The sequence below is a fragment of the Stenotrophomonas maltophilia genome (assembly GCF_002799245.1).
Taxonomy (GTDB): domain Bacteria; phylum Pseudomonadota; class Gammaproteobacteria; order Xanthomonadales; family Xanthomonadaceae; genus Stenotrophomonas; species Stenotrophomonas maltophilia_S.
This window is the reverse complement of the sequence record NZ_NEQV01000005.1, coordinates 19427-43895: the sequence shown is the minus strand read 5'-3', so window position 1 is coordinate 43895 and position 24469 is coordinate 19427. Positions and strand designations below refer to the sequence as shown.

The following is a 24469-nucleotide window of genomic DNA, read 5'->3' as shown; positions in this document are numbered from 1 at the left end:
TGCGTGGATGGATTTCCATCGGAATCGAATATTTCGACAATTGATCGAAGAGCATCCACGCATGGCGTGGATCCAACGTGTCGACCAAGGTCGACACCTACCAATGGCCGCAGGCTTGCAGCGTCTCCCGCAACCGGGCCCACCCCGCCATCCCTCAGCAAACCAGCTTCTGCTGTTGCTGTTGCTGTTGCTGTTGATCCAGCCCCTAGCGGGTGCAGGGCGCAGCCCTGCCGTACACCTACCCCCTGGCCATGGCCTGCCACCACTGCGACAGCAGCTCCGGCCTGCGCAGGCGCTCGCGCCACCAGCGCAATGCCGCCCCATCCTCACCGGTGCGCCAGGCCAGCCAGAAGGTTTCCTCCGGCTTGTGCTCCTCCACTTCGCGGATCACCAGCTGGCCGCGCGCCACCGCAGCGCGCGCACACGGCTCGGGCAGGAAACCGAAGCCCACGCCTTCGCACTGCAGCTTCAGTTTGCTGGCCATGTCGGGCACCGTCAGCATCTCCTGTCCCATCAACAGGCCCACCGTGCGCGGCAGCAACCTGCGCGCCGAATCGGAAACGGCGATCGCGCAATGCTCGACCAGCTGCTCGCGGCCCAGTACGCCCGGCACGCCGGCCAGCGGATGACCGGGTGCGACCGCGAACACGAACTCCACCGTGCCCAGCGGCTCGACCACATAGCCACCGCCACTGGGCCCCTCGCCCGGCGCACCGACCAGCAGGTCGGCACGGCGGTCCAGCAGGGCCTCCCAGGTCCCGGACAGGGCCTCTCCGATCAGCCGCAGCCGGGTCGGCGCCTCCGCCTCACGAAACGCGGCAATGTCCGGCCCGAGCAGCCAGGTCGGGAACACCGAGTCCACCGCCAGGGTCAGCTCGGTCTCCCAGCCCGACGCCACCCGGCGCACCCGCAGCTCCAGCTCGCGGGCCGCGCGCAACAGATGCCGCCCCTCGTCCAGCAGGGCGCGCCCGGCCTCGGTCGGCTCGGCGCGCGGGCCGACCCGGTCGAACAGCTGAACGCCCAGGTCCTCCTCCAGCTTGGCCACGGTGTAGGAGATGGTCGAGGGCACCTTGTGCAGGGCCTTGCCGGCGCCGGCAAACGAGCCGCGGCGGTCGATGGCATCCAGGATCTGCAGGGCATCGAGGCTGAGCTTGAGCATTCGAATTTTTCGATGATGGCTGTCAAAACTATCCGTTTTTCAAACCCCGGGCGCAAGCGGATACTTCTCTCCAACGGGGAAACACAGCGGCCACTGGCCCACCCCGCCCCATCGAAACCATCGAACAAGGAGATTCCATCATGCTGCAGATCCGCAAGAGCGCTACCCGTGGCCTGGCCGAGCATGGCTGGCTGTCCTCGCGCCATACCTTCTCCTTCGCCAACTACTACGACCCCCGCTACGTCAGCTTCGGCCCGCTGCGGGTGATCAACGAAGACAAGGTGATCGGCGGCCAGGGCTTCGGCACGCACGGCCACAGCAACATGGAAATCATCTCCTACGTGCTGGGTGGTGCGCTGGAGCACAAGGACTCGATGGGCACCGGCTCGGTGCTGCGCTACGGCGACGTGCAACGCATGAGCGCCGGCAGCGGCGTCACCCACAGCGAGTTCAACCATTCGGCCGACGAGACCGTGCATTTCCTGCAGATCTGGATCTTCCCGGACGCGGAGAACATCACCCCGTCGTACGAGGAGACCCACTTCGCGCCGGAGACCAAGCGCGGCCAGCTGCGCCTGATCGCCTCGCCCGACGGTGCCGACGGTTCGCTGCGCATCCACCAGGATGCCCGCATCTTCGCCACCATCCTCGATGGCGGCCAGAAGCTGCACCATGCGCTCGGCAACGGTCGTGGCGCCTATGTGCAGGTGGCCCGTGGGCAGCTGCAGGTCAATGGCATCACCCTGGAAGCCGGTGATGCGCTGCAGGTCAGCGACGAAGCCCAGCTGACCCTGGAAAACGGCAACGATGCCGAAGTGCTGGTATTCGATCTGCCGCTGTAACGACAACGCCCGCGATGCCATCAAGCCTCGCGGGCGCCTTTGTAGAGCCGAGCCCACGCTCGGCTGCGGTTTGACAGCCAGCCGAGCATAGGCTCGGCTCTACAACACCTGCATCAGAACCTGTAGTTCAAGGTCAGCCGCACATTGCGCGGCTCGCCCCAGGTGTAGGTGCTGTACCAGCTGAAGATCGTGTAGTAGCGCTTGTCGAGCAGGTTGTTGACGTTGAGCGTGGCCGACAGGCGATCATTGAATTCATAGCGCGCCATCGCATCCAGCAGCCAGTACGGCTGGGTGCGGTGGATCACCTTGGCCTGCGTGGCCGGATGGGTGATCTCGCCGAAGGTGGAATCCTGCCAGCGCGCGCCACCACCCAGCGCCAGGCCCTGCCACGCGCCACGCAGGCGGTAGCGGGTGTGCAGGCTGAACTGGTTTTCCGGCTCCAGCGTCGTCACCTTGGTACCAGCCTGGCGGGCGATCTTGTGGGAGAACCCACCCTGCACCTGCCAGCCCTCAGCCAACTGGCCGGACATTTCAAGCTCGTAGCCCTTGGTGCGCACGCCCATCAAGGCGCGATAGGCATCCTGGCCATCGGGCGTCTTGCCGCCGGTGGGCTGGGCAAAGTTGTCCTGATCAAGCTGGAACAGCGCCGCACTGGCATTGAGGCGTCCATCGAAGAACTCAGCCTTCAGGCCTACCTCGTAGCTGCGGCCTTCCAGCGGATCCAGTGCCTTGCCCTGCTCGTCACGCTGTCCCTGCGGCTTGAAGATGGTGCTGTAGCTGGCGTACACCGAATAATGCTCACCGAGGTCGTAGACCACACCGGCATACGGCACATAGACGCCGGTCTCGCGCGTGTCCGGCGAGCGGTAGCTGGCCAGCCGGCTGCCGACGATCAGCTTCAACGGATCGGCCACGTCGAAACGGCCGACCACGTACAGGCCGTTCTCACGGGTCACTTCGTTGTTGTCGTAGCTGCGCTGCCACTGCGGCTCGGCAATGTCACCCCGCCAAGCGCGGTAATCCGGCACCTCGGTCGGGTAGCCGGGCTGCGGCGAATAGCCGGTGTTGGTCCAGCGCTTGCGCGAGGCGCTGCCGCCCACCACCAGCTCATGCTCTCGACCGAACAGGCCGAAATGACCGCTCAGGTAAAAGTCGGCCGCGTTGCTCACGGTCTTGCCAACGTACTTGCCCAGCCACAGCGACACGCCTTCGCCGGTGACCGGATCGGGATTGCCGCCGGCGGCACCCGCCAGTGCGGCGTCATAGCCGTTGACCTGGTGGTTGAGCTGCAGCTTGGCCACCCAATCGTTGGCAAAGGTGTGCTCCAGCGTGGCAAAGCCGGTGCGCACATACTGGCGCCACCCACTCCAACGGGTGCCGTTGTTGAACGAACGCGGCATGTCATTGAAGTTGCCGGCGCTGTCCAGCAGCGGAATGCCGCCCCACGTCGAGCCCTTCGGGTCGCTGTCCATCGCGTCGCCACCGATCGACAGCAGCGTGCGCTCTCCCAGATCGGCTTCCAGCACGGCATAGCCAACCTTGCTGGTGCGCTGGTAGTGGTCGAGGTTGGAGTGCTTGTCTTCCCAGGCGCCCACCGCGCGACCACGCACGCGGCCATCGGCGGTGAGCGGGCCACCGACATCGAGCTCGGCGCGGTAGTCGTCCCAGCGGCCGACACCCAGCGAGGCACTGCCTGCGAAATCCTTGCCGGGTTTCTTGCGCACCAGGTTGATGGTCGCGCCCGGATCACCCATGCCGGTCAGCAGGCCGGTGGCACCCTTGAGCACTTCGATGCGGTCGTAGATCGCCGTATCGCTGAGCGTGTTGCCCGCCGAGTAGGCCGAGTCACGCGACATCGGGATACCGTCGTACTGGAAGTTCTGCACGGCAAAGCCACGCGCGTAGTACTCGGTGCGCTCACTGTCGTAGGTGACGATGCTGATACCCGGGGTCACCCGCATGACGTCGTCGATGCCGTGCAGTCCGAAGTCGTCCATCTGTGCGCGGGTAATGACACTGATGGTCTGTGGCGTTTGCCTCGGCGTCAGCACCAGGCGGGTGGCGGTGGCGATGGTGCCGGGTGTGTACGCGCCGCTGCCCTCGGTGACGGTACCAAGCAGGTTGGCGGTGACCTGTACCGTCTGCAGGGTCTGCGATGCCGGTGTCCGGGGATCCGTGCCCGGATCCGTGGTGGACTGCGCGGCAGCGATACCACTGCTGGCCAGCATGGCGATCAGCAGGCCCTGGGCGAGCGCCTGCGACAGCACGCGGCGAGGTGGCAATAAGGACGGAACACGGACAACGGGCACAGGCAGCACGGCGGGACCTCCACGAAGGTGGGATCCTCTGGCGGCGGCTGGAGGCAGGATGGGGACACGGCCGGACGGCCGCAGGCGCAGGAGTGTACTCCCCTGCGCCCCGGCTGTCGTGCAACGCGCCGTCGTGCAGCGTGCTGCGTCGGGCTCAGCCGCCGATGGCGGCGCAGGCCTCCAGGATCAGCGTGGTCACTTCCTTCGGCTTCGAAGCCAATGAAGCGTGGCTGGCGTCCAGCTCCAGCAAGCGCTTCGGCTGCATCCGTGCGGCCATGGCCTTCTGGTTCTCCGGCGCGATCATGCGGTCATGGCGGGACAGCTGGTACCAGCTCGGCCTGTGCTTCCACGCCGGGTCACTCACGGCATCTCCGAAGGTGCTGGCCAACGGTGCCTTCTGGGTCACCGCCATCACCCGGCCTTCGTCCTCGCTCAGGTCCTGGCAGAAACTCTCATGGAACTTGTCCGCACGCAGCCACAGGTAGCCGTCGCTGTCCGGTGCCAGGTTCGGCGCCGCCTCCGGCAGGTGCTGCTGGGTGATGCCTCCGGGGCTTTCACCGGCATCAGGTGCGAAGGCTGCGATGTAGACCAGGCCCTTCACGTTGTCTTCGTTGCCCGCCTGGCTGATCACTGCGCCACCGTAGGAATGGCCGACCAGCAGCACCGGTCCATCGATCTGGCGGATCATTTTCTGGGTGCGTCCTGCGTCGTCAGCCAGCGAGGTGAGTGGCAGTTCCACCGCCTGCACGCGGTCGTGGCCATTGCGATGCAGCTCCAGGATCACCTTGGCCCAATGTGCGGCCCCGCCCCAGAATCCATGGACGAGGAGGATGGTCGGTGTCGTGCTCATGTACAGGTCTCCGGCAGCGACCGGCAGGATGCCGACCGTGCAGCCACTGTCCGTGTGCGGCGTTAATCGCTGGTGACGCACTCGGGTCACTGCAATCGTATGCGCCGTCCGATGACCTGCATGGCACTTGCCGATCAGGCCTGAAAACGTTTTCATGGCGATTCCCTGGAGCTTCGCACCGCGCATGACGCCTTCTTCTCCCCATGCCCAGCAACACGCCACCCGTGCTGCCTTCTTCATCCCCGGATTCGCCACCGCCGCATGGGCACCGATGGTGCCCTACGCAAAGGCCAATGCAGGGCTTTCCGATGCCAGCCTCGGTGCAGTGCTGTTGTGCCTTGGCCTGGGCTCGCTGCTGGCGATGCCGCTGGCGGGCGCGCTGACCGGTCGGCTGGGCTGCCGCCGGGTGATGGTCATCACCTGCGCGCTGATGCTGTGCGCCCTGCCCTTGCTGGTGCTGGCGCCCTCACCGGTGGCGCTGGGCGCGGCGCTGTTCGTGTTCGGCGCCGGTGTCGGTGCGCTGGACTGTGCGATGAACATGCAGGCGGTGGCAGTCGAGCGCGATGCCGGACGACCGATGATGTCGGGCTTCCACGCCTTCTACAGCATCGGTGGATTCGCCGGTGCAGGCTGCATGACCGGGCTGCTGATCCTCGGTACGCCGCTGTGGCTGGCTGCGCTGGTTTCGGTTGCCGCTCTGCTGCTGGTGGCAGCGCTGTCGGCACCGCACTGGCGGGCACAGCGCATCCTGCACGAGGGTCCCCTGCTGGCACTGCCGCATGGCCTGGTGCTGTTCATCGGCGTGCTGGCGTTCGTGGTGTTCCTTGCCGAGGGCTCGATGCTGGACTGGAGCGCGGTGTTCCTGGCCGAAGTGCGGCAGGTGCCGCGCGATCAGGCCGGCGCCGGCTTTGCGGTGTTCACCCTGGCGATGACCGCGATGCGCCTGTTCGGTGACGGCATCGTCGGGCGCCTGGGCCGTACCCGCACGATCGTCATCGGCGGCATTACCGCAGCGGCCGGTTTCAGCCTGGCCACGCTGGTGCCGTCTTTCGCGGTGGCACTGGCTGGCTACGTGCTGGTCGGGCTGGGCTGCGCCAACATCGTGCCGGCCCTGTTCTCGATGGCGGGCCAGCAGCGGGTGATGCCGGAGAGCATCGCCATCACCGCGGTCACCACGCTGGGCTATGCCGGCATCCTCGCCGGGCCCGCAGCGATCGGCGCACTGGCGCACGCCACCAGCCTCGGTTCTGCCTTCCTGTGCGTGGCCGCACTGCTGCTCGGCGTGGCCGCCTCCGCCCGCTCACTGGCACGCCGCCTGCCCTGACAGAAAAAGGGGACGGAGGGGATTAAGTCGTTTTCAGCACACTCGGGCCGGATGCGACTTAATCCCCTCCGTCCCCTTTTCTCAGGTGTGGGCCAGCCATTCGGCCTGGGCGGGCAGCTGCGGTGCGGGGCACGCGCTGTGCGGGTGGTGCTCGTCGCGTGCCATCCAGTCGTCGACCACGCCGGCCAGCAGGTCCAGCCGCAGCGGCAGGGTGATGTGGTCTTCACCGCGCATTTCGATGTAGTGCGCGCGCGGATTGGCCTGCGCGAGCTCGCGACCCTGGCTGACCGGAATGTGCTGGTCGCCCTGCCCGTGCAGCAGCAGCACGCAGGCGCGGGTGTCGGCCAGCGCACGCGCAACGTCGACGCGGTCTAGATCGACGTCGATGCGGCGGCTGGCCGCAGCGATCACCTGGTTGATGTCCTGGCCGCCGTAGCGCCAGCGCGCGTACGACGCCACCGCCTGCGCCTTCAAGCCTTCCGGCTGCAGCCCCATCAGGTGCGGGATCATCGTGCGGATCGCCACACCAGCATTGGCGAACGACTCCATCGCCACCACGCCGGCCACCTGGTCGCCGAGCTTGTCGGCGGTGAACACCGCCGTGGCCGCACCATAGGACACACCAAACAGGTACAGCGGCCCGGTCACTTCGCCGCGCGCGCGCAGCTCGCCGATCACATCGACCACGTCATCCGATTCATAGGTGCCATAACCGGACGGGCCGGCGCCGGACTGGCCATGGTTGCGCAGGTCGAGAGTGACCACGCGGTAGCCGGATTCGGCCAGCTGCAGCGACCATGGCAGCATCGAATCACCGTTCATCATCCACCCATGCAGCAGCACCACGGTGCCGCGCGGTGCCTGCGCGCGGAATGGCTGCGGCACGGCCAGGCTCAGCCCGGTATCCAGAGGCAGGCCGTTCTCGTGGCGCTGCGGCAGATAGCGGTAGCGCGCACCGTAGTCGCCCGGGTCGAACACGCGCCAGAAGATCGGCACGCCATCGCGGCCCGCTGCGAAGCCATGGCGGTTGGGCAACTCCGCAATGGCCGCGGCGATGCGCGGACGATCGAGCAGGGTCGATACGCCACCTGGCGCGATCAGCCGATCGGCGAGCGAGGTGGACGAGGCGTTGATCGAGGAAGAGCATGCAGCCAGCCACAGGCCGGCGCACGCCAGCAACAACAGCAGCAGGCGCTTCATGGGCAATCAGGGGAAAGGTGCGACAGCGTGGCAGGTTAGCGATGCGGCGGCGGGCCATCTATCGCGCAGGGATGACGGCTTGATGACAGCGCAGGAACGATTCAGCTTCGTGTGCAAGCTGTACGCGTTCAGTCATTGATCGGGATCAATGAACGCGTGCGCGCGATTGCCCAGAGTGCGCCCATGCGCACCTCGATCAAGCTCGCCCTCGCTCTGGCCGCCACGGTGGCTGCGGCCTACGGCATCGCCCGCAGCACGCCCTACTGGTTCGCACCGCGGCAGGTGGCGCAGGTCGACATTCACGATCCGGCACTGATCGCGCAGGGGCAGTACCTGTCGCGCGCCGCCGATTGCGCGGCCTGCCACACCGCGCCCGCCGGCAAGCCGTTCGCCGGTGGCCTCGGCATGCAGACGCCGATGGGCACGATCTACTCGACCAACATCACGCCCGATCCGGACACCGGCATCGGTGCCTACGATTACGCCTACTTCGAGCGTGCGGTACGCCGGGGCATCCGCCACGATGGCCAGCCGTTGTATCCGGCAATGCCGTACGCCTCGTACGTGATCGCCCCCGATGCCGAGATCAAGGCGCTGTACGCCTACTTCATGGGCTCGGTGCAGCCGGTGAAGCAGGACAACGCAGACAGCACGATTCCGTGGCCGGCCAACATGCGCTGGCCTCTGGCGTGGTGGCAACTGCTGTTCGCACGCCCGCGCAGCTTCAGCCCGGATCCATCGCTGGATGCCGGCCAGCAGCGGGGTGCCGAACTGGTTGAAGGCCTGGCCCATTGCGGCGCCTGCCACACGCCGCGCGGCCTGGCGTTCCAGGAAAAGGCGATGGCCGATGATGACAGCCGCCAGTTCCTGTCCGGTTCGGTGCTGGAAGGCTGGTACGCGAAGAACCTGCGCGACGAATCGACCGGCCTGGCCAGCTGGAGCGAAAGTGAGATCGTCGATTTCCTGCGCACTGGCCGCACCGATCGCTCTGCAGCCTTCGGCGGCATGGCCGACGTGGTCGAGCACAGCACGCAGTACCTTTCCGACGCCGACCTGCTGGCGATGGCACGCTACCTGAAGCAGCTGCCGGCGCGTGAGGGCCGCAGCGCGCAGTGGTCGCCCGGTACCGACACCACCACCGCCGCATTGCGCAGCGGCAACTACCGTGTTGCCGGTTCGCTGGCCTATGCCGAACACTGCCAGGCCTGCCACCGTGCCGATGGCCGCGGCATGCCCCGCGTCTATCCTGCGCTGGCCGGCAACTCGATCGTGTTCGCCGACGATCCCAGCTCGCTGGTGCAGGTGACCCTGATCGGTGGCCGCACGCCACATACCCCGCACGACCGCATGGCCTTCACCATGCCGGGCTTCGAGCAGCTGCCGAATGCTCAGCTGGCACAGATCCTGACCTTCATCCGCAGCAGCTGGGGCAACCAGGCCAGCGCGGTGAGCGACGTCGACGTGGCGCGCATGCGCCGGGTGGTGCGCGACAAGCCGGTGCACTACGTTCCGCAGGAGGCCGCACGATGAAGCGTTCGCGCACGCGTTCCCGCCTGCTGATCGGCAGCGCGATCACCCTCGCGGTGCTGGCTGGTGCCGGTACCCTCGCCTACCGTCATCTGTATCCGGACCTGGATGCTGCCGTAGCCGGCACGATCGATATTCTCGATGCACAGGGCAAGGTGGTCGGCCACTACCACGCGCCCAGTGCTGAAGAGATCGCCGGCCTGGGCAATGCCGAATCGGTGATGCTCGGCCGGCGCATCCTCAACGAGACCGCGCGGCTGCTGCCGGACAACGTCGGCAACGATCTGAACTGCAACTCGTGCCACATGGCCGAGGGCAAGCGCCCCTTCGGAAACCACTACTTCAACACCGGTGGCGGCGCCTATCCGCGCTACATGCCGCGTCCGGGCAAGGTGATCGGGCTGACCGAGCGCATCAATGGCTGCCTGCAGCGTTCGATGAACGGCAAGCCGCTGCCGAAGGACGCGCCGCAGATGCGCGCGATGCTCGACTACATGGCGTGGCTGAGCAGCCCGGTGCCGAGCGGTGCAAAAGTCGCCGCTGCCAGTGAGGGACCGATCGACAACACACTGACCGCAGACCCGATCCGTGGCCAGGCGCTGTACGCCGTGCAGTGCGCTGCCTGCCACGGCGACAACGGCGAAGGCCGGCGTGACGCGAGTGGTGACATCGCGTTCCCGCCGCTGTGGGGCGACCACAGCTTCAACATCGGCGCCGGCATGGCGCGCCTGTACAAGGCGGCCGGCTTCATCAAGCACAACATGCCACCGGCAGTGACCCGTGAACCGCCACTGGGCCAGCAGGTGATGCCCGACCAGGATGCGGTGGATATCGCCAGCTACTTCATCAACCAGCCGCGGCCAGACTTCGCCAACAAGGGCAAGGACTGGCCGCGCGACCCGAAACCCAAGGACGCGCGGTACTGAAGCAGGCAGCGGGTGCCGCCCGTCGCATAACACGATTCCTGCATCGTCACGTCATGCCCATGTCATTGGCGCTGCCGACACTCCGGGGCTTCCCTCCTCTGAAGGTCCGGTCTCGATGCGAACGTTTGCGCGCTTTCCCCGTGTCTCGCTGCTTGCCCTGCTGATCGCCCCTGCACTGGACGCCCTGGCCGAAGCACCGCAGGGCGACGCGGCCGAAACGCGCAGCAGCGATGCGCGTACCCTCGACCAGGTGCAGGTGATCGGCCAGGCCACCAGCTACGCCAAGACCTCGGTACGCGCGGAAACGCTGAACCGGCAGACCGTGATGAGCAGCGTCAACGACGCGCTCAACGAGGTACCTGGCGTGGTGGTCAGCGAAGCCGATGCCACCGGTTCATCGGTGTGGGGTACGCAGATCAGCATGCGTGGCTTCGTCACCAACCGCGACACCCAGCAGATCGGCACCACCATCGACGGCCTGCCCAACGGCGGCTCGGGTTACGGCGGCGGCTCGCTGGCCAACCGCTACATCGACACCCTCGACCTGGAAACGGTGGAAGTCAGCCAGGGCACCGCAGACATCTCCTCGCGCTCGAATGAAGCGCTGGGTGGCACGCTCAACTTCCTCACCAGCGATCCGCTGCAGGACAGCCGCCTGCGCTTCGTGGTCGGCGCCGGTGACAACGAGGCGCGCAAGTACTACGTGCGCTACGACACCGGCCTGCTCGGCGGCCACACCCGCGCCTGGGTCAGCGCCTCGTCGGCGCGCGTGCATGACTGGATCGATGGCAGCGGCAAGACCAGCAACGACCACATTGCCGGCAAGTTCATCACCGAACTGGACCGCTGGACGCTGACCGGCTACCTGTCCTACAACGATGCCGACGAGCCCGAGTACACCAGCGTTTCACCGAAGGGCTTCGCCACCAATCCGGACCGCGACAACCTGGTCGGCACCCTCACCGGCATTCCCTACCTGGACCAGAACTACCGTTCCGGCTCGCGTGCACTGCGCGAGAACACCTTCGGCTACCTGCGTGCGGCCTTCGACGGCGGCAACGGCTTCAAGGCCTCGGTGGCGGCCTATGGGCACCGCATGGAAGGCCGCGGCGACTGGTTGCCGCCCTACCTGGCACAGGTCAGCGACGATGGCGCTGGCCGTCCCGAGTCGGAATACATCGGCGGCAAGACCATCTATGGCGGCAGCAACCGCGGCCAGATCTACTTCGTCAATCCCGATGGCAGTGCCGCGCAGCGCCTGGCCAGCTGCACCCCGCGGCTGGGCTTCACCGCCGAGTACGATCCGAACTGCTACGCCGGCAACGTGCTGGGCGCGCAGTCGTATCGCCACACCCACTACGACAACGACCGCATGGGCGTGACCGCCGATGTCGAGTGGCGCCAGACCTTCGGCGCGGTCGACAACACGATCCGCGGCGGCCTGTGGGTGGAGAAGCTGGACCGCTCGGCGCGCCGCGACTGGCACCGCCTGCTCAACGTCGGCCAGGACATCGCCTTCGACCACCAGCCGTACTGGGTACAGTTCGAGGACAAGTACAAGGTCGACGAACAGATGTACTACGTCGAGGACGTGGCCCGCTTCGGGCCGTTCAGTGCACGCCTGGGCGTGAAGCAGTTCTTCGTCGACCAGTCGCGTCGCCGCGTGATCGGCGCCAGCGAGCATGTGACGTCCGATTCCAAGTCCGACCCGCTGATCTCCACCGGCTTCACCTGGGCACCGGGCGTGGAAGGCATGGAGCTGTTCGCTGGCTTCTCGCAGAACTTCGCCGCCATTCCCTCCGGCGTGCTCGGCGAGACCGATCCGCAGCGCTTCCGCAACGTCGAGCCGGAGACCGCCGACAACATCGAGGTGGGCATGCGCATCAGCCGCTGGCCGCTGACCGCCTCGGTGACCCTGTACAACATCAAGTTCGACAACCGCATCGTCTACCTACCGGCCGGTTTCGTCAGCGGCATCGACTATCTCGGCGAGACCGACGGCGTCTACGAGAACTTCGGTGGTGTGGAAAGCAACGGCCTGGAGGCGGCGTTCGGCTACGGTTGGGACAACGGCTGGCGGGTCAACGCCGCCTATACCTACAACCGCTCCAAGTACCTCGGCAGCGGCGATGCCGCGCGCGATACCCAACTGGGCATCGTCGATGGCGCCAAGGTGATCGGCCAGCCCGAACAGACCCTGGTGCTGTCGGCGGACTGGCAGGGCGAGAACTGGAACTTCGGCTTGTCCGGCCGTTACCTGGGCACGCGCTATCTCGACGCCGCCAACGTCAACAAGCTGCCGTCGGCCACCGTGTTCAACGCCAACATCGGCTTCGACCTGCAGGGCCTGTCGCCGCGCCTGAAGGGCATGGGCGCCAACCTGGTGGTGAGCAACCTCACCGACAAGCGGTATCTTGCAGGTGTTGACGGCCGCGACAACGCCTTCATCGGCGCCCCGCGCACCGTCGGCATCTCCTTCCGTGTGGACCTGTGAGTGAGCCCGTGACCGATATCGGCCGACGCCGGTTGTTGCAGGCCGGCGTTGCCGCCGGCCTTTCCCCGCTGCTGCCCAGCATCGCCCGGGCCGCAGCGATCGCCCCTGCCGCGCAGACGCGCAGCCTCGAAGACCTGCAGCACATCGTGGTGTTCATGCAGGAGAACCGCTCGTTCGACCACTACTTCGGCACGCTGCCGGGAGTACGTGGTTTCGGCGATCGCTTCGTGGCCCCCGCGCCGGCACTGCAGGCCGGCGGCCGCACCCGCAGCCTGTGGCTGCAGCCCGACGCCAGCGGTACGCGGGCGATAGCACCGTTCCCGCTGGATACCGCCGCGCACTTCGGCTACATGCGGGTGGAAGGCACGCCGCACACCTGGCCCGATGCCCACCGGGCGTGGGACCACGGGCGCATGGGGCAATGGCCGAAGGCCAAGCAGAACCACTCGATGGGTTACTACCAGCGCAGTGATCTGCCGTTCCAGTTCGCCCTGGCCGACGCCTTCACGCTCTGCGACGCCTACCACTGCGCGATGCAGGCCGGGACCAACCCGAACCGGGTGTTCCTGTGGACCGGCCACAACGATGGGCACGCGCGTGCCGGTGGCCCGGTGATCGCCAATTCGCACGACAATTTCCCCGAACAGGGCGGGCACCCGGCGTCGTATCGCTGGACCAGCTATGTCGAGCGCCTGCAGAAGGCGGGCGTGTCCTGGCAGATCTACCAGGACATGGCCGACAACTTCACCGACAACCCGCTGGCCGGCTTCGAGGCTTTCCGCCAGGCCCACCGTGCGGCGCCGGGGCATGACCCGCAACTGCGCGCGCGCGGGGTCAGCACGCGTGGCCTGGCGCAACTGCGCCAGGACGCGATCGACGGACGCCTGCCGCAGGTCAGCTTCATCATCGCCGACGCGGCCGGCAGTGAGCATCCCGGCCCCTCCAGCCCGGCCCAGGGCGCGGCCTATACCGCGCGCGTGCTGGATGCGCTGACCGCCGATCCGCAGGTGTGGAGCCGCACCGCCCTGCTGCTGATGTTCGACGAGAACGACGGGTTCTTCGACCACATGCCGCCACCTGCGCCGCCGTCCCCGCTGGACGGCGGCTGGGCGGGAGTGTCTTCGGTCAGCACCGAAGGCGAGTACCACCGTCACCCGGCGCCGGGTGACGAGAAGTACGACCTCGCCGAACTGCGCGGCCGTCCGTATGGGCTGGGTCCGCGCGTACCGCTGTACGTGATATCACCGTGGAGCCGGGGTGGCTGGGTCGATTCCCAGGTGTACGACCACACCTCGGTCATTCGGCTGATCGAACGCCGCTTCGGCGTGGCCGCACCGGACATCTCGCCGTGGCGCCGTGCGGTCTGCGGTGACCTCAGCAACGCCTTCGACTTCGCCCAGAGCGATACCCGTCCGTTCGTCCGCAGCCTGCCCGACGTCAGCGCGGTGGCGGCACGCGCTGCCGCCCTGCCCGGGCGTACCGTGCCCGCATTGCCGGAGGGGTTGAAACCCGCAAAGCAGGAAAGCGGCGTGCGCCCGGCGCGTGCCCTGCCCTATCGGCCGCAGGCATCGATCGCGGCGATCGACGCCTCGGGGCTGGACCTGACACTGTCCTGCGAAGGCGCGGCGGCGGTGCTGCATGTCTACGACCGGCTGCGGCTGGACGCGGTGCCGCGCCGCTACACGCTGCTGCCGGGTACACCGCTGCGCGAGCGCTGGCCGCTGGACGCCCAGGGCCGCTATGACCTGTGGCTGCTTGGCCCGAACGGCTTCCACCGCCACTTCCAGGGCAGTGCCAGGGCACCTGCCATTCAGACCGTGGTCGAGCGCGTGGATGGCCAGATGCGGTTGCACCTGCGCAACCTGGGCGATGGCGCGCAGCAGGTGCGCGTGCAGGCAGGCGCCTATACCGGGCACATGCCCGAGCAGACACTGGCGCTGCCGGCGCATGCCGAGACCACGGTGGCGTGGGACGCCGCACCTACAGCAGGCTGGTACGACCTGCAGCTCAGCGCCGGCGAAAGCGTGCTGCGCCTGGCCGGCCGCGCCGAGGATGGCCGCCCCGGCACCAGCGACCCGGCAATGGGCAGCGAGCCATTGCGGTTCGAGCACGACTGAAGACCCGCCTGCAGAGCCGAGCACGGCTCGGCTCTGCACAAGCGCAACAATGCTGGATTGGCGCAGACCCAAGCCGCGCCCGTCTACCCGCGATCCAGGCACGCACCTACGCTTGTCTCCTCGGTGGCCACCCAGGCCACCTCCCGCGTCACGGCCCCGCCGTTGCGACCCCGCTCCAGTGCTGTGCGCCCTGCCGGTGTTGTCGCCCAGGCAGAGGTCCGACCGGCGCCCTCTGGAGACAGCCATGAACCAAGCCCCCATCCCCTTCGATACCGACCCGCTGGAAACGCGGGAGTGGCGTGAATCGCTGGAGGCGGTGATGCAGGCCGGTGGCCGGCCACGCGCGCACTATCTGATCGATCAGCTGAGCGAGCTCGACGCACAACAGCACGGCGACCTGCATACCCGTGCCTGGACCGCCTACATCAACACCATTCCGCCGGAGCGCCAGCCGGCCTACCCCGGTGACCTGGCCATCGAGCATCGCCTGAACGCGATGATCCGCTGGAACGCGATGGTGATGGTGCTGCGCGCCGGCAAGCACTCCAATGTCGGTGGCCACATCGCCACCTACCAGTCGGCGGCGGTGCTCTACGACGTGGGCTTCGACCACTTCTTCCGTGGCCGCACCGACACCTTCGACGGCGACATGATCTACATCCAGGGCCATTCCGCGCCGGGCATCTATGGTCGCGCGTACGTGGAAGGGCGGATCGATCCGGCACGGATGGACAACTTCCGCCGCGAAGCAGGTCGCGAGGGCCTGTCCTCGTATCCACACCCGCGGCTGATGCCGGAGTTCTGGCAGTTCCCCACCGTGTCGATGGGCCTGGGCCCGCTCACCGCCGCCTATCAGGCGCGCTACATGCGCTACCTGGAGTACCGCGGCCTGAAGCAGCACCAGGGGCGCAAGGTCTGGGCATTCCTCGGCGACGGCGAGATGGACCAGCCCGAATCGCTGGCGGCCATCTCGCTGGCCGGCCGCGAGCGGCTGGACAACATCGTGTTCGTGGTCAACTGCAACCTGCAGCGCCTGGACGGTCCGGTACGCGGCAACGCCAAGGTCATCCAGGAACTGGAAGGCAGCTTCCGCGCAGCCGGCTGGAACGTGATCAAGCTGATCTGGGGCAGTGGCTGGGACGACCTGCTCGCACGCGACCACAGCGGCCTGCTGCGCCAGCGCATGATGGAATGCGTGGACGGCGACTACCAGACCTTCAAGTCGCAGAGCGGCGCTTACGTGCGCGAGCATTTCTTCGGGCGCTACCCCGAGCTGCTGGAGCTGGTCGCGCACATGAGCGACGACGATATCTGGGCGCTGGCACGCGGCGGCCATGATCCCCTGAAGGTCTTCGCCGCCTACCAGCAGGCGGTGAACACCCCTGGCCGGCCGACGGTGATCCTGGCCAAGACGGTCAAGGGCTTCGGCATGGGCGAAGCCGGCGAAGGCCAGAACATCAACCATCAGCTGAAGAAGATGAGCGCCGATGCGGTGCGTGCCTTCCGCGATCGCTTCAGCCTGCCGGTCAGTGACGAGCAGCTGGCGGAAATGCCGTACCTGCGTCCGGAGCCGGGCAGCGCCGAGGCCGCCTACTTCGCCGAGCGTCGCCGCATCCAGGGCGGCCAGTTGCCGGTGCGTGTGGCCAGGGTCGATCCGCTGCCGCTGCCGCCGCTGTCGATCTTCAACACCCAGCTGCAGGGCAGTGGCGACCGTAGCCAGTCCACCACCATGGGCTTCGTGCGCATCCTCACCAGCCTGCTGAAGGACCCGGAACTGGGCAAGCTGGTGATTCCGATCGTGCCCGATGAATCGCGCACCTTCGGCATGGAGGGCCTGTTCCGCCAGATCGGCATCCATTCGTACCTCGGCCAGCTGTACACCCCGCAGGACGCCGGCCAGCTGAGCTACTACAAGGAAGCCAAGGACGGCCAGATCCTGCAGGAAGGCATCAACGAATCCGGCGCGATCTGTTCATGGATCGCCGCCGGCACCGCCTACAGTAACCACGGCCTGGCCACGATTCCGTTCTACATCTTCTATTCGATGTTCGGCCTTCAGCGCGTCGGTGACCTGGCCTGGGCTGCAGCCGATGCACGTACGCGCGGCTTCCTGCTCGGCGCCACCTCGGGCCGCACCACGCTGATGGGCGAAGGCCTGCAGCACGATGACGGCCACAGCCACGTGCTGTCGTCGGTGATTCCGAGCTGCGTGTCGTACGACCCGACCTTCAACTACGAGCTGGCGGTGATCATCCACGACGGCCTGCGCCGCATGTATGTCGAGCAGGAAGACATCTACTACTACATCACCGTGCTCAACGAGAACTACCCGCAGCCGGCACTGCCCGAGGGCGCCGAGGCTGGCATCCTGAAGGGCCTGTACCTGCTGCATCCGGCACCCGCCGACAATGCCTCGCAGCCACGCGTGCAGCTGATGGGCAGCGGCGCGATCCTGCGCGAAGTGGAAGCCGCGGCCGAACTGCTGCTGCAGGACTTCGGCATCGCCAGCGATGTGTGGAGCGCGACCAGCCTGACCGAACTGCGCCGCGATGGCCTGGCCGCCGAGCGCTGGAACCTGCTGCATCCGGCCGGGAAACCGCGCGTGCCCTACGTGCAGCAGTGCCTGCAGGGCCATGAAGGCCCGGTGGTGGTAGCCACCGACTACATGAAGATCGTCGGCGACCAGATCCGTCCCTTCATCAACGACCGTCGCTTCACCGCGCTCGGCACCGATGGCTTCGGCCGCTCCGACACGCGCGAGTCGCTGCGCACGTTCTTCGAAGTGGATCGTCACTTCATCGTGCTGGCCGCATTGAAGTCGCTGGCCGACGAAGGCCGCATCGAGCGCTCGCGGATGCAGGAGGCCATCGACCGGTACGGCATCGACACCGGCAAGCGCGACCCGGCCGCGGTGTAGGGCAACCGCATGCACCACGCCCGTTCTGCGGGCGTGGTGCCGGCAGCATCGCTACGGTATCCGCTTGAACAGGTTCGTCTGCAGGATCGGCGTGCCGTCGTGACCATAGAACGCCTTGGTCTCGGTCATTGTCGCGTGGTCATCCGCCACCGTGTAGATGCGCGTGGAAGCCGGCGCACCATGGTCCACCAGCTGCATCACCAGCGTGTTCGGCGCCGGCAGCTTCAGGTTGGCCTTGTCCGCGCCATAGCTGCCGGACAAGGGCCCCGGCGTGCCGTCGAGGGCCAGCGTGCCATCGGACTTCATGGCCTTGCCATCGTGCAGGACGATATCCACATGCGAGCTCCAGCGTCCACCACCGGCATCCCTGAATTCCAGCACCACGTGCTTCGGGCGCTGCGCTTCGGGCAGTGCCGAGGTCGCGGTATCCAGCGACCAGCGTCCCAGCAGCGGTGAGGGCGAAGCTTCCACTGCCAGCGCCGGAACGGCGGAGAGCGAAAGCGCAGACAACAACACAGCGGACAACAGTTTCATACGTTGCTCCGTTCCAGTGAAGAAAGCGCTGCGTGACGCGTGATGGGGGGCAGCAGGGCGAATGCTGCGCGCCTGCGGCGGGAGGTGCAAGCCACTCGCTGAATGCCTGGCCACGCGCCATGTCAGGATCATGTCACACAGGGGTAGTAGAACGATCCAGCATCTCCGGCTCTTCTTCCCCAGCACACGGCGTTGAACGCGCAGCCCTCGCCACGGCACCTCTATGCTGCCGGCCACTTTGCCCGCACCCTGGTCTGGTCGTTCGTGGATCTGGTGCTGGGCTACTACCTGCACACCCGGCTGGGACTGTCGGCGGCCCACACCGGCCAGCTGCTGGCAATTTCATTGGCCTACAGCAGCCTGCTCGATCTGCTGCTGGCCGCCGTGTTCACCCGCCTGCGCAACCAGCAGCGCCTCGCCCTGCGACTGCAGCTCATCGGCGGGCTCGGCACGGCGGCCAGCGCCTGCCTGCTGTTCAGCCCGAGCAACGCAGCCGAGCCCGCCTTCCTGCCATTGCTGTTCGCATCGTTGCTGTTCCGTACCTGCTATGCAGTCTACGACGTGGCCCAGAACGCGCTGACGTCGTTGCTGCCCCGTGACGAGGACGAGGCCCTGCGCTATGTCTCCACCCGCGCCGTGGTGGTGCCGATCTCCAAGCTGTGCATTGCCTCGGCACTGTTCGGCGTGGTCGATGCGCCTGCGTCCCAGGGCAGTGGCAACGCGTTGCTGATCTGCATGATCATCGGCGTGCTGATCACCGCCGCCGCGCTTCCCCTGGCCTGCCTCGCAACGCCCCCAGGGCCCTCCGCAACCAGGATGCCCGCGGCTGTTGCCCTGCCCCTGCCGACGCTGCTGCCGGTTCTGCTGGCCGCGGCGGCGGAGACGGCGCTGGTTGGCCTGGCCGGCCGTCTGTTCCCCTTTGCTGAGCATGGGGCTGCACTGACCTTCGCGATGGTGGCGGGCATGGTGGTTGCCCCCTGGCTCTGCCTGCGCCTGCGTTCAACGCTCTACAGCGAGACCGGGATGCTCGCGCTGATGTCGGTGCTGGCCGTCTGCGCCGTCGGCGTGTACCTGGTCATTCCCTCCACTCCCATCGCGGTTGCATGCGCCGCCATCCACGGGACGGCGGTGGCCAGCGTCGGCCTGGTACTGTGGCGACGCACCGCGCTGATCGCCCGTCGCCATGCCATCCATAGCGGACGCGACGATGACCTCAGCTGTTTTGCACTGCTCACCGGAACCATGAAGCTATCCATCGCGGCCTCTTCGTTGCTGCTGGGCGAAGTGCTGCCCGGAATACAGGCGGGCGATCCGGGCACCTCGGCCGCCCTGGTCTCGCTGGTCGCCATCGGCAGCCTGCTCTCGCTGACCGCATTGGCCTGGCCCGTCCCGCCGGCACGCACCGAGGGCCTGCGCCCGTGAGCGTGGCCCCGACATCGCGGCTGCGCCGCAGGCCACTGATCGCGCTGGAGGCCGACCACAAACGCATCATCTGGCTGTTGCGCACGATGGGCGCGGTTCCCCGCATCACCATCGCCCACCAGCTGGGCATGCACAACGGCGCGTTGACCCGCCTCGCGCGTGAACTGCTGATGCTGGAAGTGATCGAGGAGCAGGGACAGCTGTCCGATGGTCAGCGTGGCCGTCCCTCGGTGCCACTGGCGCTGTCGGGGCGTGGTGGCTATGCCGCCGGTGCCACGGTGCATCCCGGTTGGCTGGAGATCGCGCTGGTGGATTTCGCCGGCCAGGTCATCGCCCGTGATGCCACCGCATTCGACAGCGCAGATCCCCGCGATTTCGTCCATTGCGTGGACCAGCGCCTGCGCAGCCTCACCAGCAGCACCGGACTGATGCGCGCGCGCTTCCTTGGCCTCGGCGTGGCCGTTCCGGGGCCCGTGGTCGAAACCGGTCCGGCACGCCGGCACGCGGTGGACTGGCTGCATGGCTGGCGCGATATCGACAACGACCAGTTCTTCGAAGACTACTTCGGCTTCCCGGTCTGGGTGGAGAACGATGCAACCCTGGCGGCGTTGGCGGAGTACTACGACAGCGGGCTGATCCGCGACTGCGCTTCGGCGCTGCTGCTGTATGTCGGCCACGGCGTGGGTGGCGGCGTGATCCACCGGCGTGATGTGATGCGCGGTGAGTTCGGCAATGCGGGCGACATCGGCCGCCTGTTCCGCATGGACGCACCGCGCCCCTCGGGCATCGACCTGCTGGCCACGTTGCGCGACGCCGGCGCCGGAATACCTTCGCTGTTCGAGCTGGAGGCCTGCCTGGAAACCCATGCCGGCATCATCAGTGCCTGGGCCGAACGCGCGGGAAACCAGCTGGGCGCAGCAGCCAATACGGGCGTGGCGTGGCTCGATCCCGGCGCCGTGATCCTGTCCGGCTCACTGCCCCGCCAGGTGCTGGAAGCGTTGGGACAGCACCTGCAGCAGCCGGCACGTTGGAGCAGCGCGCTGGACAGCCTGCGCCTGCCACAGGTGCATGTGTCACGGCTGGGAGGATCCGCGGTATCGGTGGGCGCGGCGCTGCTGCCGATCCACCAGCTGGGCGCCGATGCCATCGTTTAATTGTTTATTTCCGTCGAAGTAAACAATTCCGTCATCGCCCGGACCTACCGTGCAGCGGTCCCCCTTCCCTGCATGGCCGCCCTCCGATGAACATCCGTCCCCTGGTCCTGGGAGTCTCCCTGGCCTTGATATCCCTGCATGGCAACGCTTCTGCGCAGGACGCCCCCGTCCAGAACCAGGGCAGCGCCGACGCCGCAACGCTGGATGCGGTGGTGGTCACCGGTGCGGCACGCACGCAGCGTCGTTTCGATGCCTCCTTCGCGGTCAATTCACTGAGCCGCGAAGACGTGCAGAAGCTCGCACCGAAAAGCTACGCCGACCTGCTCGGGTCCGTGCCCGGCATCCATGTCGAGGCCACCGGAGGCGAGGTGCAGAACATCACCCGGCTGCGCGGCATTCCCACCGATCGTGGTTTCATCGCCTTCCAGCAGGACGGCCTGCCGCTCTACCAGGAACTGGATGGCCACTTCTTCAATTCCGGTGACGGCATGAACCGGTTCGACGTGATGAACCAGCGGGTGGAGATCGTACGTGGTGGCCCGGCGCCGATCTATGCGAGCAGTGGCGGTGCCATCGTCAACAACATCCTGGCCGAAGGCTCGGAAGAGACCCACGGCAAGGCCCAGCTGACCGTGGGTGACACCGGGCTGTACCGCGGCGAGATGTACCAGTCCGGGGCCCTCGGCAAGGACACCTTCTACGCAGTCGGTGGATTCCTGCGCCAGCACGATGGCTACCGCGACAACGGCTTCCCGAACGACAAGGGCGGGCAGATCAGGGGCAACATCAAGCACTACATCGACGACACCAGCTGGTTCAAGGTCAGCGGAACCTTCGTCGATGACCACAATACGTTCTACCTGCCGATCCCGGTCGCCGATCCGCGCAATCCCAGCGTTCCGCTGGACCCGTACATCGACTACTTCGACGGTACGCTGAACTCGCCGTCGCTGCGCAGTGTCAACCTGAAGTACCTCGATGGCGGCGGCGTCCTGCAGGGCATGAACCGCGACCTGGCTGATGGCCGGCACATGCGCTTCGGCAACATCGGCTTCCAGTACGAGAATACCGCCAGCGATTGGACGATCTCGCTGAAAACCGGCTACACCAAGGGTCGCAACACCTTCGACGCACTGTACTCGACCACCAACCCGGTCGACGCACGCACGTTCGCCAACGGCTATCTGGGCGCGGCCCGTACCGCTTTCGGTGCCGGCGTCGCGCGGATGGGCTACGCCCTGGCCGGCAGCAACGGGGCAAGCGCCTACGACCCCTATGCCGACTCCGGCCTGGTGATCTCGGCCCAGTACCGGGCCGCAGATTCGGACTTCTACTCCGGCCAGGCCGACGTCAGTGCGACGCGGTTGTTTGAAACAGCCTGGGGCAGCCACGATCTGAACATCGGCGCATACACGGCCTTCTTCGGCACCACGGCCTTCAGCCTGTACCAGGACATGCTGATGGAGATGCGCGGCAAGCCACGCCTGCTGGATCTGGTGGCCTACGGCAACGATGGCGTCCCCTTGGGATATGTCACCGATAAGGGCACGCTGCGTTACACCACCACCCTGAATCGTGGCAAGGTCGACGCCCGCATGTTCGCGGTGTACGCCAATGACACGTGGGCACTGACGGACCGCTTCAAGCTCGACGCCGGTATCCGCCATGAACGCTACCGCTATGAAGGCTATGCAGAGCAGACCGCCCAGGTTGACCTTGGCGACCGCAACACACTGGCCGACAACACCACGCGCCGGTTCACCGGCGTCATCCAGAACCATCGCCTGGATCCATCCGCGACCAACTGGACCGTAGGTGCGAACTTCGACTTTACCCCCTCGGTCGGTGCCTACGCCCGCGTCTCGCACATGGAGATCGTTCCCAACTCGTCAGTGGCACGCTCGATCGATCCCACCATCGTGCAGACCCAGCTGGACCAGTACGAGCTGGGCCTGAAGGCCGGATTCGGCCGGTCCTACCTGTACCTGACCGCGTTCTACACGAAGTTCGACCCGCTCAACGCCTCGTTCGTAGCGTTCAACCCGACGACCGGCCGCAATGACCAGTCGGTGCCGTTCATCGGTACCGCCGTCTCCAAGGGCATCGAACTGGATGGACTGTTCCGGCCGCTGGACTGGTTCAGCATCGCCGGCTTGATCACGATCAGCGATCCGCAGTACGACAGCCTGCAGAACGATTCCGGCGCCGATCCGGCCGCCGTCAACGGCAAGCAGATCGTTCGCGAGCCGAAGCTCTACGGCAACCTCCGCCCGACCTTCAGCTTCCAGCACGGCCAGGACCAGTTCGAGACCTGGCTGCGCTATGACGTGGTCGGCAAATCCTATGTTGACCTGTTCAACCAGACCGCGCTGCCCGCCTACCAGACCCTGGGCCTGGGCATTTCATGGAAGCGCGGCAACTGGGGCGCACAGCTGGTGGGCGACAATCTGACCAATGAAAAGGGCCTCACCGAGGGCAACACCCGCACCGATGCACTGGCCGGACAGGGTTCGGCCGAGGCAATCTATGGACGGCCGCTGTTCGGCCGCAACGTCCGCCTGATGGTCAGCAGGAGCTGGTGATGCATCGACGACTTGCCTTGTCCCTTGCCCTGCTTGCCACGGCAGCGCTGCCGCTTGCGGCGGCGGCCGACGACCGCGACAGCGCCGCGCTGGCCGCACGCTTGTTCCCGACCCTCATGCAGTTGAAGCCCGATACGCTGCCCGCTGATGCACGTGCCCTCCTGGCCGCACGCACGCAGCAGCTGGCCGACTGCCGGACCGCCACCTGCACGCTCGCATCCGCACGCTGGACGCCCGCGCAGGCAGGCCTGTTGACCGCCGCGGCTCCCGCGCACGCCGATGCCATCGAACGGGAGCTGGCGGGTCTCAACAACATTCTCTCCGTCTATGGCCAGGGCCAGCCGCCCCGCTACGACGCCATCGACGGCCCGGTCGGCGCGGCAGGCAGCACGCGGCTGGCCGGCGACGTCGCCATTGCCATACAGATGAGCGAGGTGGACGCCAGCGCGGCCTACACTGCCTTCGATCGCAGCATCGCGGTGGCGGTAGGCCTGCTCGATGCCAATGACCGCCTCGATGCGATCCGTTTCGAGCCCATCAGCGCGGGAATGAACGCCGCGCCGTTTGCGCGTGCGCGGCAGCTCGATTGGAATGCGCATCCGTACACAGCGATCATCGTGCTGGGCCAGGGACCGGACGAACTGACCACCCCGCTCAGCGCCGGCAGCAAGCTGCGCCTGAAGGTGGCCGCGCAGCGCTACGCGGCAGGTGATGCGCCCTTCCTCATCGTCTCTGGTGGTGCGGTACATCCACGCGGCACCCGCAGCGTCGAAGCGGTGCAGATGCGCGAAGCGCTGATGGCGCGCTTCGGCATTCCCGCTGATGCGATCATCATCGAGCCGTATGCCCGCCACACCACCACCAACCTGCGCAATGCAGCCCGGTTGCTGGCGGCCCTGCGGGCACCGGCGCGGCAACCGGCACTGGTGGTCAGCAGTCCATCGCATATCGATGCAGTCGCCAGCAGCGCCTTCAGCGAGCGCAACCGCCAAGAACTGGGTTACGTCCCAGGCAAGGTCGGTCCACGCGTTTCGCCCTGCGCGATCCCGTTCGTGCCGGCTCCCGAATCGCTGCGCATCGATCCGATGGATCCGCTGGACCCCTGAACCGCG

Annotated in this window: 16 protein-coding genes; 11 read left to right on the top strand and 5 right to left on the bottom strand. The window is 66.8% G+C overall.

All coding sequences use genetic code 11. The annotated features are described in order from the left end of the window. Nucleotides 1-238: 238 nt before the first annotated feature. A complete protein-coding gene (locus tag B9Y64_RS14965) occupies nt 239-1159 on the bottom strand; it encodes a LysR family transcriptional regulator (RefSeq protein WP_100441399.1) in 921 nt (306 codons plus the stop codon). A 140-nt stretch (nt 1160-1299) separates the two neighbouring features. Between B9Y64_RS14965 and B9Y64_RS14960 the strand changes: the two genes are divergently transcribed. Beyond that, on the top strand, nt 1300-2001 hold the full coding sequence (locus tag B9Y64_RS14960; RefSeq protein ID WP_100441398.1) for a pirin family protein: 702 nt from the start codon (nt 1300-1302) through the stop codon (nt 1999-2001). A gap of 113 nt (nt 2002-2114) precedes the next feature. On the opposite strand, the gene B9Y64_RS14955 is transcribed toward B9Y64_RS14960, so the two are convergent. Together B9Y64_RS14955 and B9Y64_RS14950 are read right to left on the bottom strand one after the other, a co-directional pair. Beyond that, nucleotides 2115-4319, bottom strand: coding sequence for a TonB-dependent siderophore receptor (locus B9Y64_RS14955; protein ID WP_100441397.1), 2205 nt, complete (start codon nt 4317-4319; stop codon nt 2115-2117). Nucleotides 4320-4464: 145 nt separating this feature from the next. Next, on the bottom strand, nt 4465-5160 hold the full coding sequence (locus B9Y64_RS14950; protein ID WP_100441396.1) for an alpha/beta hydrolase: 696 nt from the start codon (nt 5158-5160) through the stop codon (nt 4465-4467). Between the two features lie 184 nt (nt 5161-5344). Between B9Y64_RS14950 and B9Y64_RS14945 the strand changes: the two genes are divergently transcribed. Further along, nucleotides 5345-6484 carry an MFS transporter gene (locus tag B9Y64_RS14945; protein WP_100441750.1) on the top strand — a complete coding sequence of 380 codons (1140 nt, stop codon included), beginning with the start codon at nt 5345-5347 and terminating at the stop codon, nt 6482-6484. 81 nt (nt 6485-6565) lie between these two features. Here the strand turns inward: B9Y64_RS14945 and B9Y64_RS14940 are convergent, their stop codons facing one another. Then, nucleotides 6566-7684 (bottom strand): alpha/beta hydrolase, encoded by a 1119-nt coding sequence (locus tag B9Y64_RS14940; RefSeq protein ID WP_100441395.1) that lies wholly within the window; start codon nt 7682-7684, stop codon nt 6566-6568. A 183-nt stretch (nt 7685-7867) separates the two neighbouring features. Between B9Y64_RS14940 and B9Y64_RS14935 the strand changes: the two genes are divergently transcribed. From B9Y64_RS14935 to aceE, 5 genes are all read left to right on the top strand, one after another. Next, nucleotides 7868-9214 carry a c-type cytochrome gene (locus B9Y64_RS14935; RefSeq protein WP_100441394.1) on the top strand — a complete coding sequence of 449 codons (1347 nt, stop codon included), beginning with the start codon at nt 7868-7870 and terminating at the stop codon, nt 9212-9214. After that, entirely contained in the window at nt 9211-10137 is a 927-nt protein-coding gene (locus B9Y64_RS14930; RefSeq protein ID WP_100441393.1) for a c-type cytochrome, read from the top strand. Before B9Y64_RS14935 ends, B9Y64_RS14930 begins: the two co-directional genes overlap by 4 nt. Nucleotides 10138-10252: 115 nt before the next feature. Then, the gene (locus B9Y64_RS14925; RefSeq protein WP_100441392.1) at nt 10253-12631 is read left to right on the top strand and encodes a TonB-dependent receptor; all 2379 of its coding nucleotides are present in this window, start codon (nt 10253-10255) and stop codon (nt 12629-12631) included. 8 nt (nt 12632-12639) lie between these two features. Beyond that, nucleotides 12640-14748, top strand: a complete 2109-nt coding sequence (locus tag B9Y64_RS14920; protein ID WP_100441391.1) for a phosphocholine-specific phospholipase C — start codon at nt 12640-12642, stop codon at nt 14746-14748. Between the two features lie 244 nt (nt 14749-14992). Continuing rightward, the gene (gene aceE, locus B9Y64_RS14915; protein ID WP_100441390.1) at nt 14993-17665 is read left to right on the top strand and encodes a pyruvate dehydrogenase (acetyl-transferring), homodimeric type; all 2673 of its coding nucleotides are present in this window, start codon (nt 14993-14995) and stop codon (nt 17663-17665) included. A 51-nt stretch (nt 17666-17716) separates the two neighbouring features. On the opposite strand, the gene B9Y64_RS14910 is transcribed toward aceE, so the two are convergent. Then, a complete protein-coding gene (locus tag B9Y64_RS14910; RefSeq protein ID WP_100441389.1) occupies nt 17717-18199 on the bottom strand; it encodes a LuxR family transcriptional regulator in 483 nt (160 codons plus the stop codon). A 192-nt stretch (nt 18200-18391) separates the two neighbouring features. Between B9Y64_RS14910 and B9Y64_RS14905 the strand changes: the two genes are divergently transcribed. The 4 genes from B9Y64_RS14905 (at nt 18392) to B9Y64_RS14890 (ending at nt 24463) form a co-directional block, all read left to right on the top strand. After that, the gene (locus tag B9Y64_RS14905; protein WP_100441388.1) at nt 18392-19621 is read left to right on the top strand and encodes an MFS transporter; all 1230 of its coding nucleotides are present in this window, start codon (nt 18392-18394) and stop codon (nt 19619-19621) included. Further along, entirely contained in the window at nt 19618-20775 is a 1158-nt protein-coding gene (locus tag B9Y64_RS14900; protein WP_100441387.1) for an ROK family protein, read from the top strand. The genes B9Y64_RS14905 and B9Y64_RS14900 overlap by 4 nt, the downstream gene beginning before the upstream one ends. 86 nt (nt 20776-20861) lie before the next feature. Then, a complete protein-coding gene (locus tag B9Y64_RS14895; protein ID WP_100441386.1) occupies nt 20862-23357 on the top strand; it encodes a TonB-dependent receptor in 2496 nt (831 codons plus the stop codon). Continuing rightward, nucleotides 23357-24463: a YdcF family protein gene (locus B9Y64_RS14890; protein ID WP_100441385.1), complete on the top strand. Its 1107-nt coding sequence runs from the start codon at nt 23357-23359 to the stop codon at nt 24461-24463. Before B9Y64_RS14895 ends, B9Y64_RS14890 begins: the two co-directional genes overlap by 1 nt. Nucleotides 24464-24469: the final 6 nt, after the last annotated feature.

Bases quoted from the DNA above. Each gene is read 5' to 3' on its own strand.
- B9Y64_RS14965 (WP_100441399.1), bottom strand. From the start codon at position 1,159: ATGCTCAAGCTCAGCCTCGATGCCCTGCAGATCCTGGATGCCATCGAC.
- B9Y64_RS14890 (WP_100441385.1), top strand. From the start codon at position 23,357: ATGCATCGACGACTTGCCTTGTCCCTTGCCCTGCTTGCCACGGCAGCG.
- B9Y64_RS14935 (WP_100441394.1), top strand. From the start codon at position 7,868: ATGCGCACCTCGATCAAGCTCGCCCTCGCTCTGGCCGCCACGGTGGCT.
- B9Y64_RS14950 (WP_100441396.1), bottom strand. From the start codon at position 5,160: ATGAGCACGACACCGACCATCCTCCTCGTCCATGGATTCTGGGGCGGG.
- B9Y64_RS14945 (WP_100441750.1), top strand. From the start codon at position 5,345: ATGACGCCTTCTTCTCCCCATGCCCAGCAACACGCCACCCGTGCTGCC.
- B9Y64_RS14930 (WP_100441393.1), top strand. From the start codon at position 9,211: ATGAAGCGTTCGCGCACGCGTTCCCGCCTGCTGATCGGCAGCGCGATC.
- B9Y64_RS14960 (WP_100441398.1), top strand. From the start codon at position 1,300: ATGCTGCAGATCCGCAAGAGCGCTACCCGTGGCCTGGCCGAGCATGGC.
- B9Y64_RS14940 (WP_100441395.1), bottom strand. From the start codon at position 7,684: ATGAAGCGCCTGCTGCTGTTGTTGCTGGCGTGCGCCGGCCTGTGGCTG.
- B9Y64_RS14910 (WP_100441389.1), bottom strand. From the start codon at position 18,199: ATGAAACTGTTGTCCGCTGTGTTGTTGTCTGCGCTTTCGCTCTCCGCC.
- B9Y64_RS14895 (WP_100441386.1), top strand. From the start codon at position 20,862: ATGAACATCCGTCCCCTGGTCCTGGGAGTCTCCCTGGCCTTGATATCC.
- B9Y64_RS14925 (WP_100441392.1), top strand. From the start codon at position 10,253: ATGCGAACGTTTGCGCGCTTTCCCCGTGTCTCGCTGCTTGCCCTGCTG.
- aceE (WP_100441390.1), top strand. From the start codon at position 14,993: ATGAACCAAGCCCCCATCCCCTTCGATACCGACCCGCTGGAAACGCGG.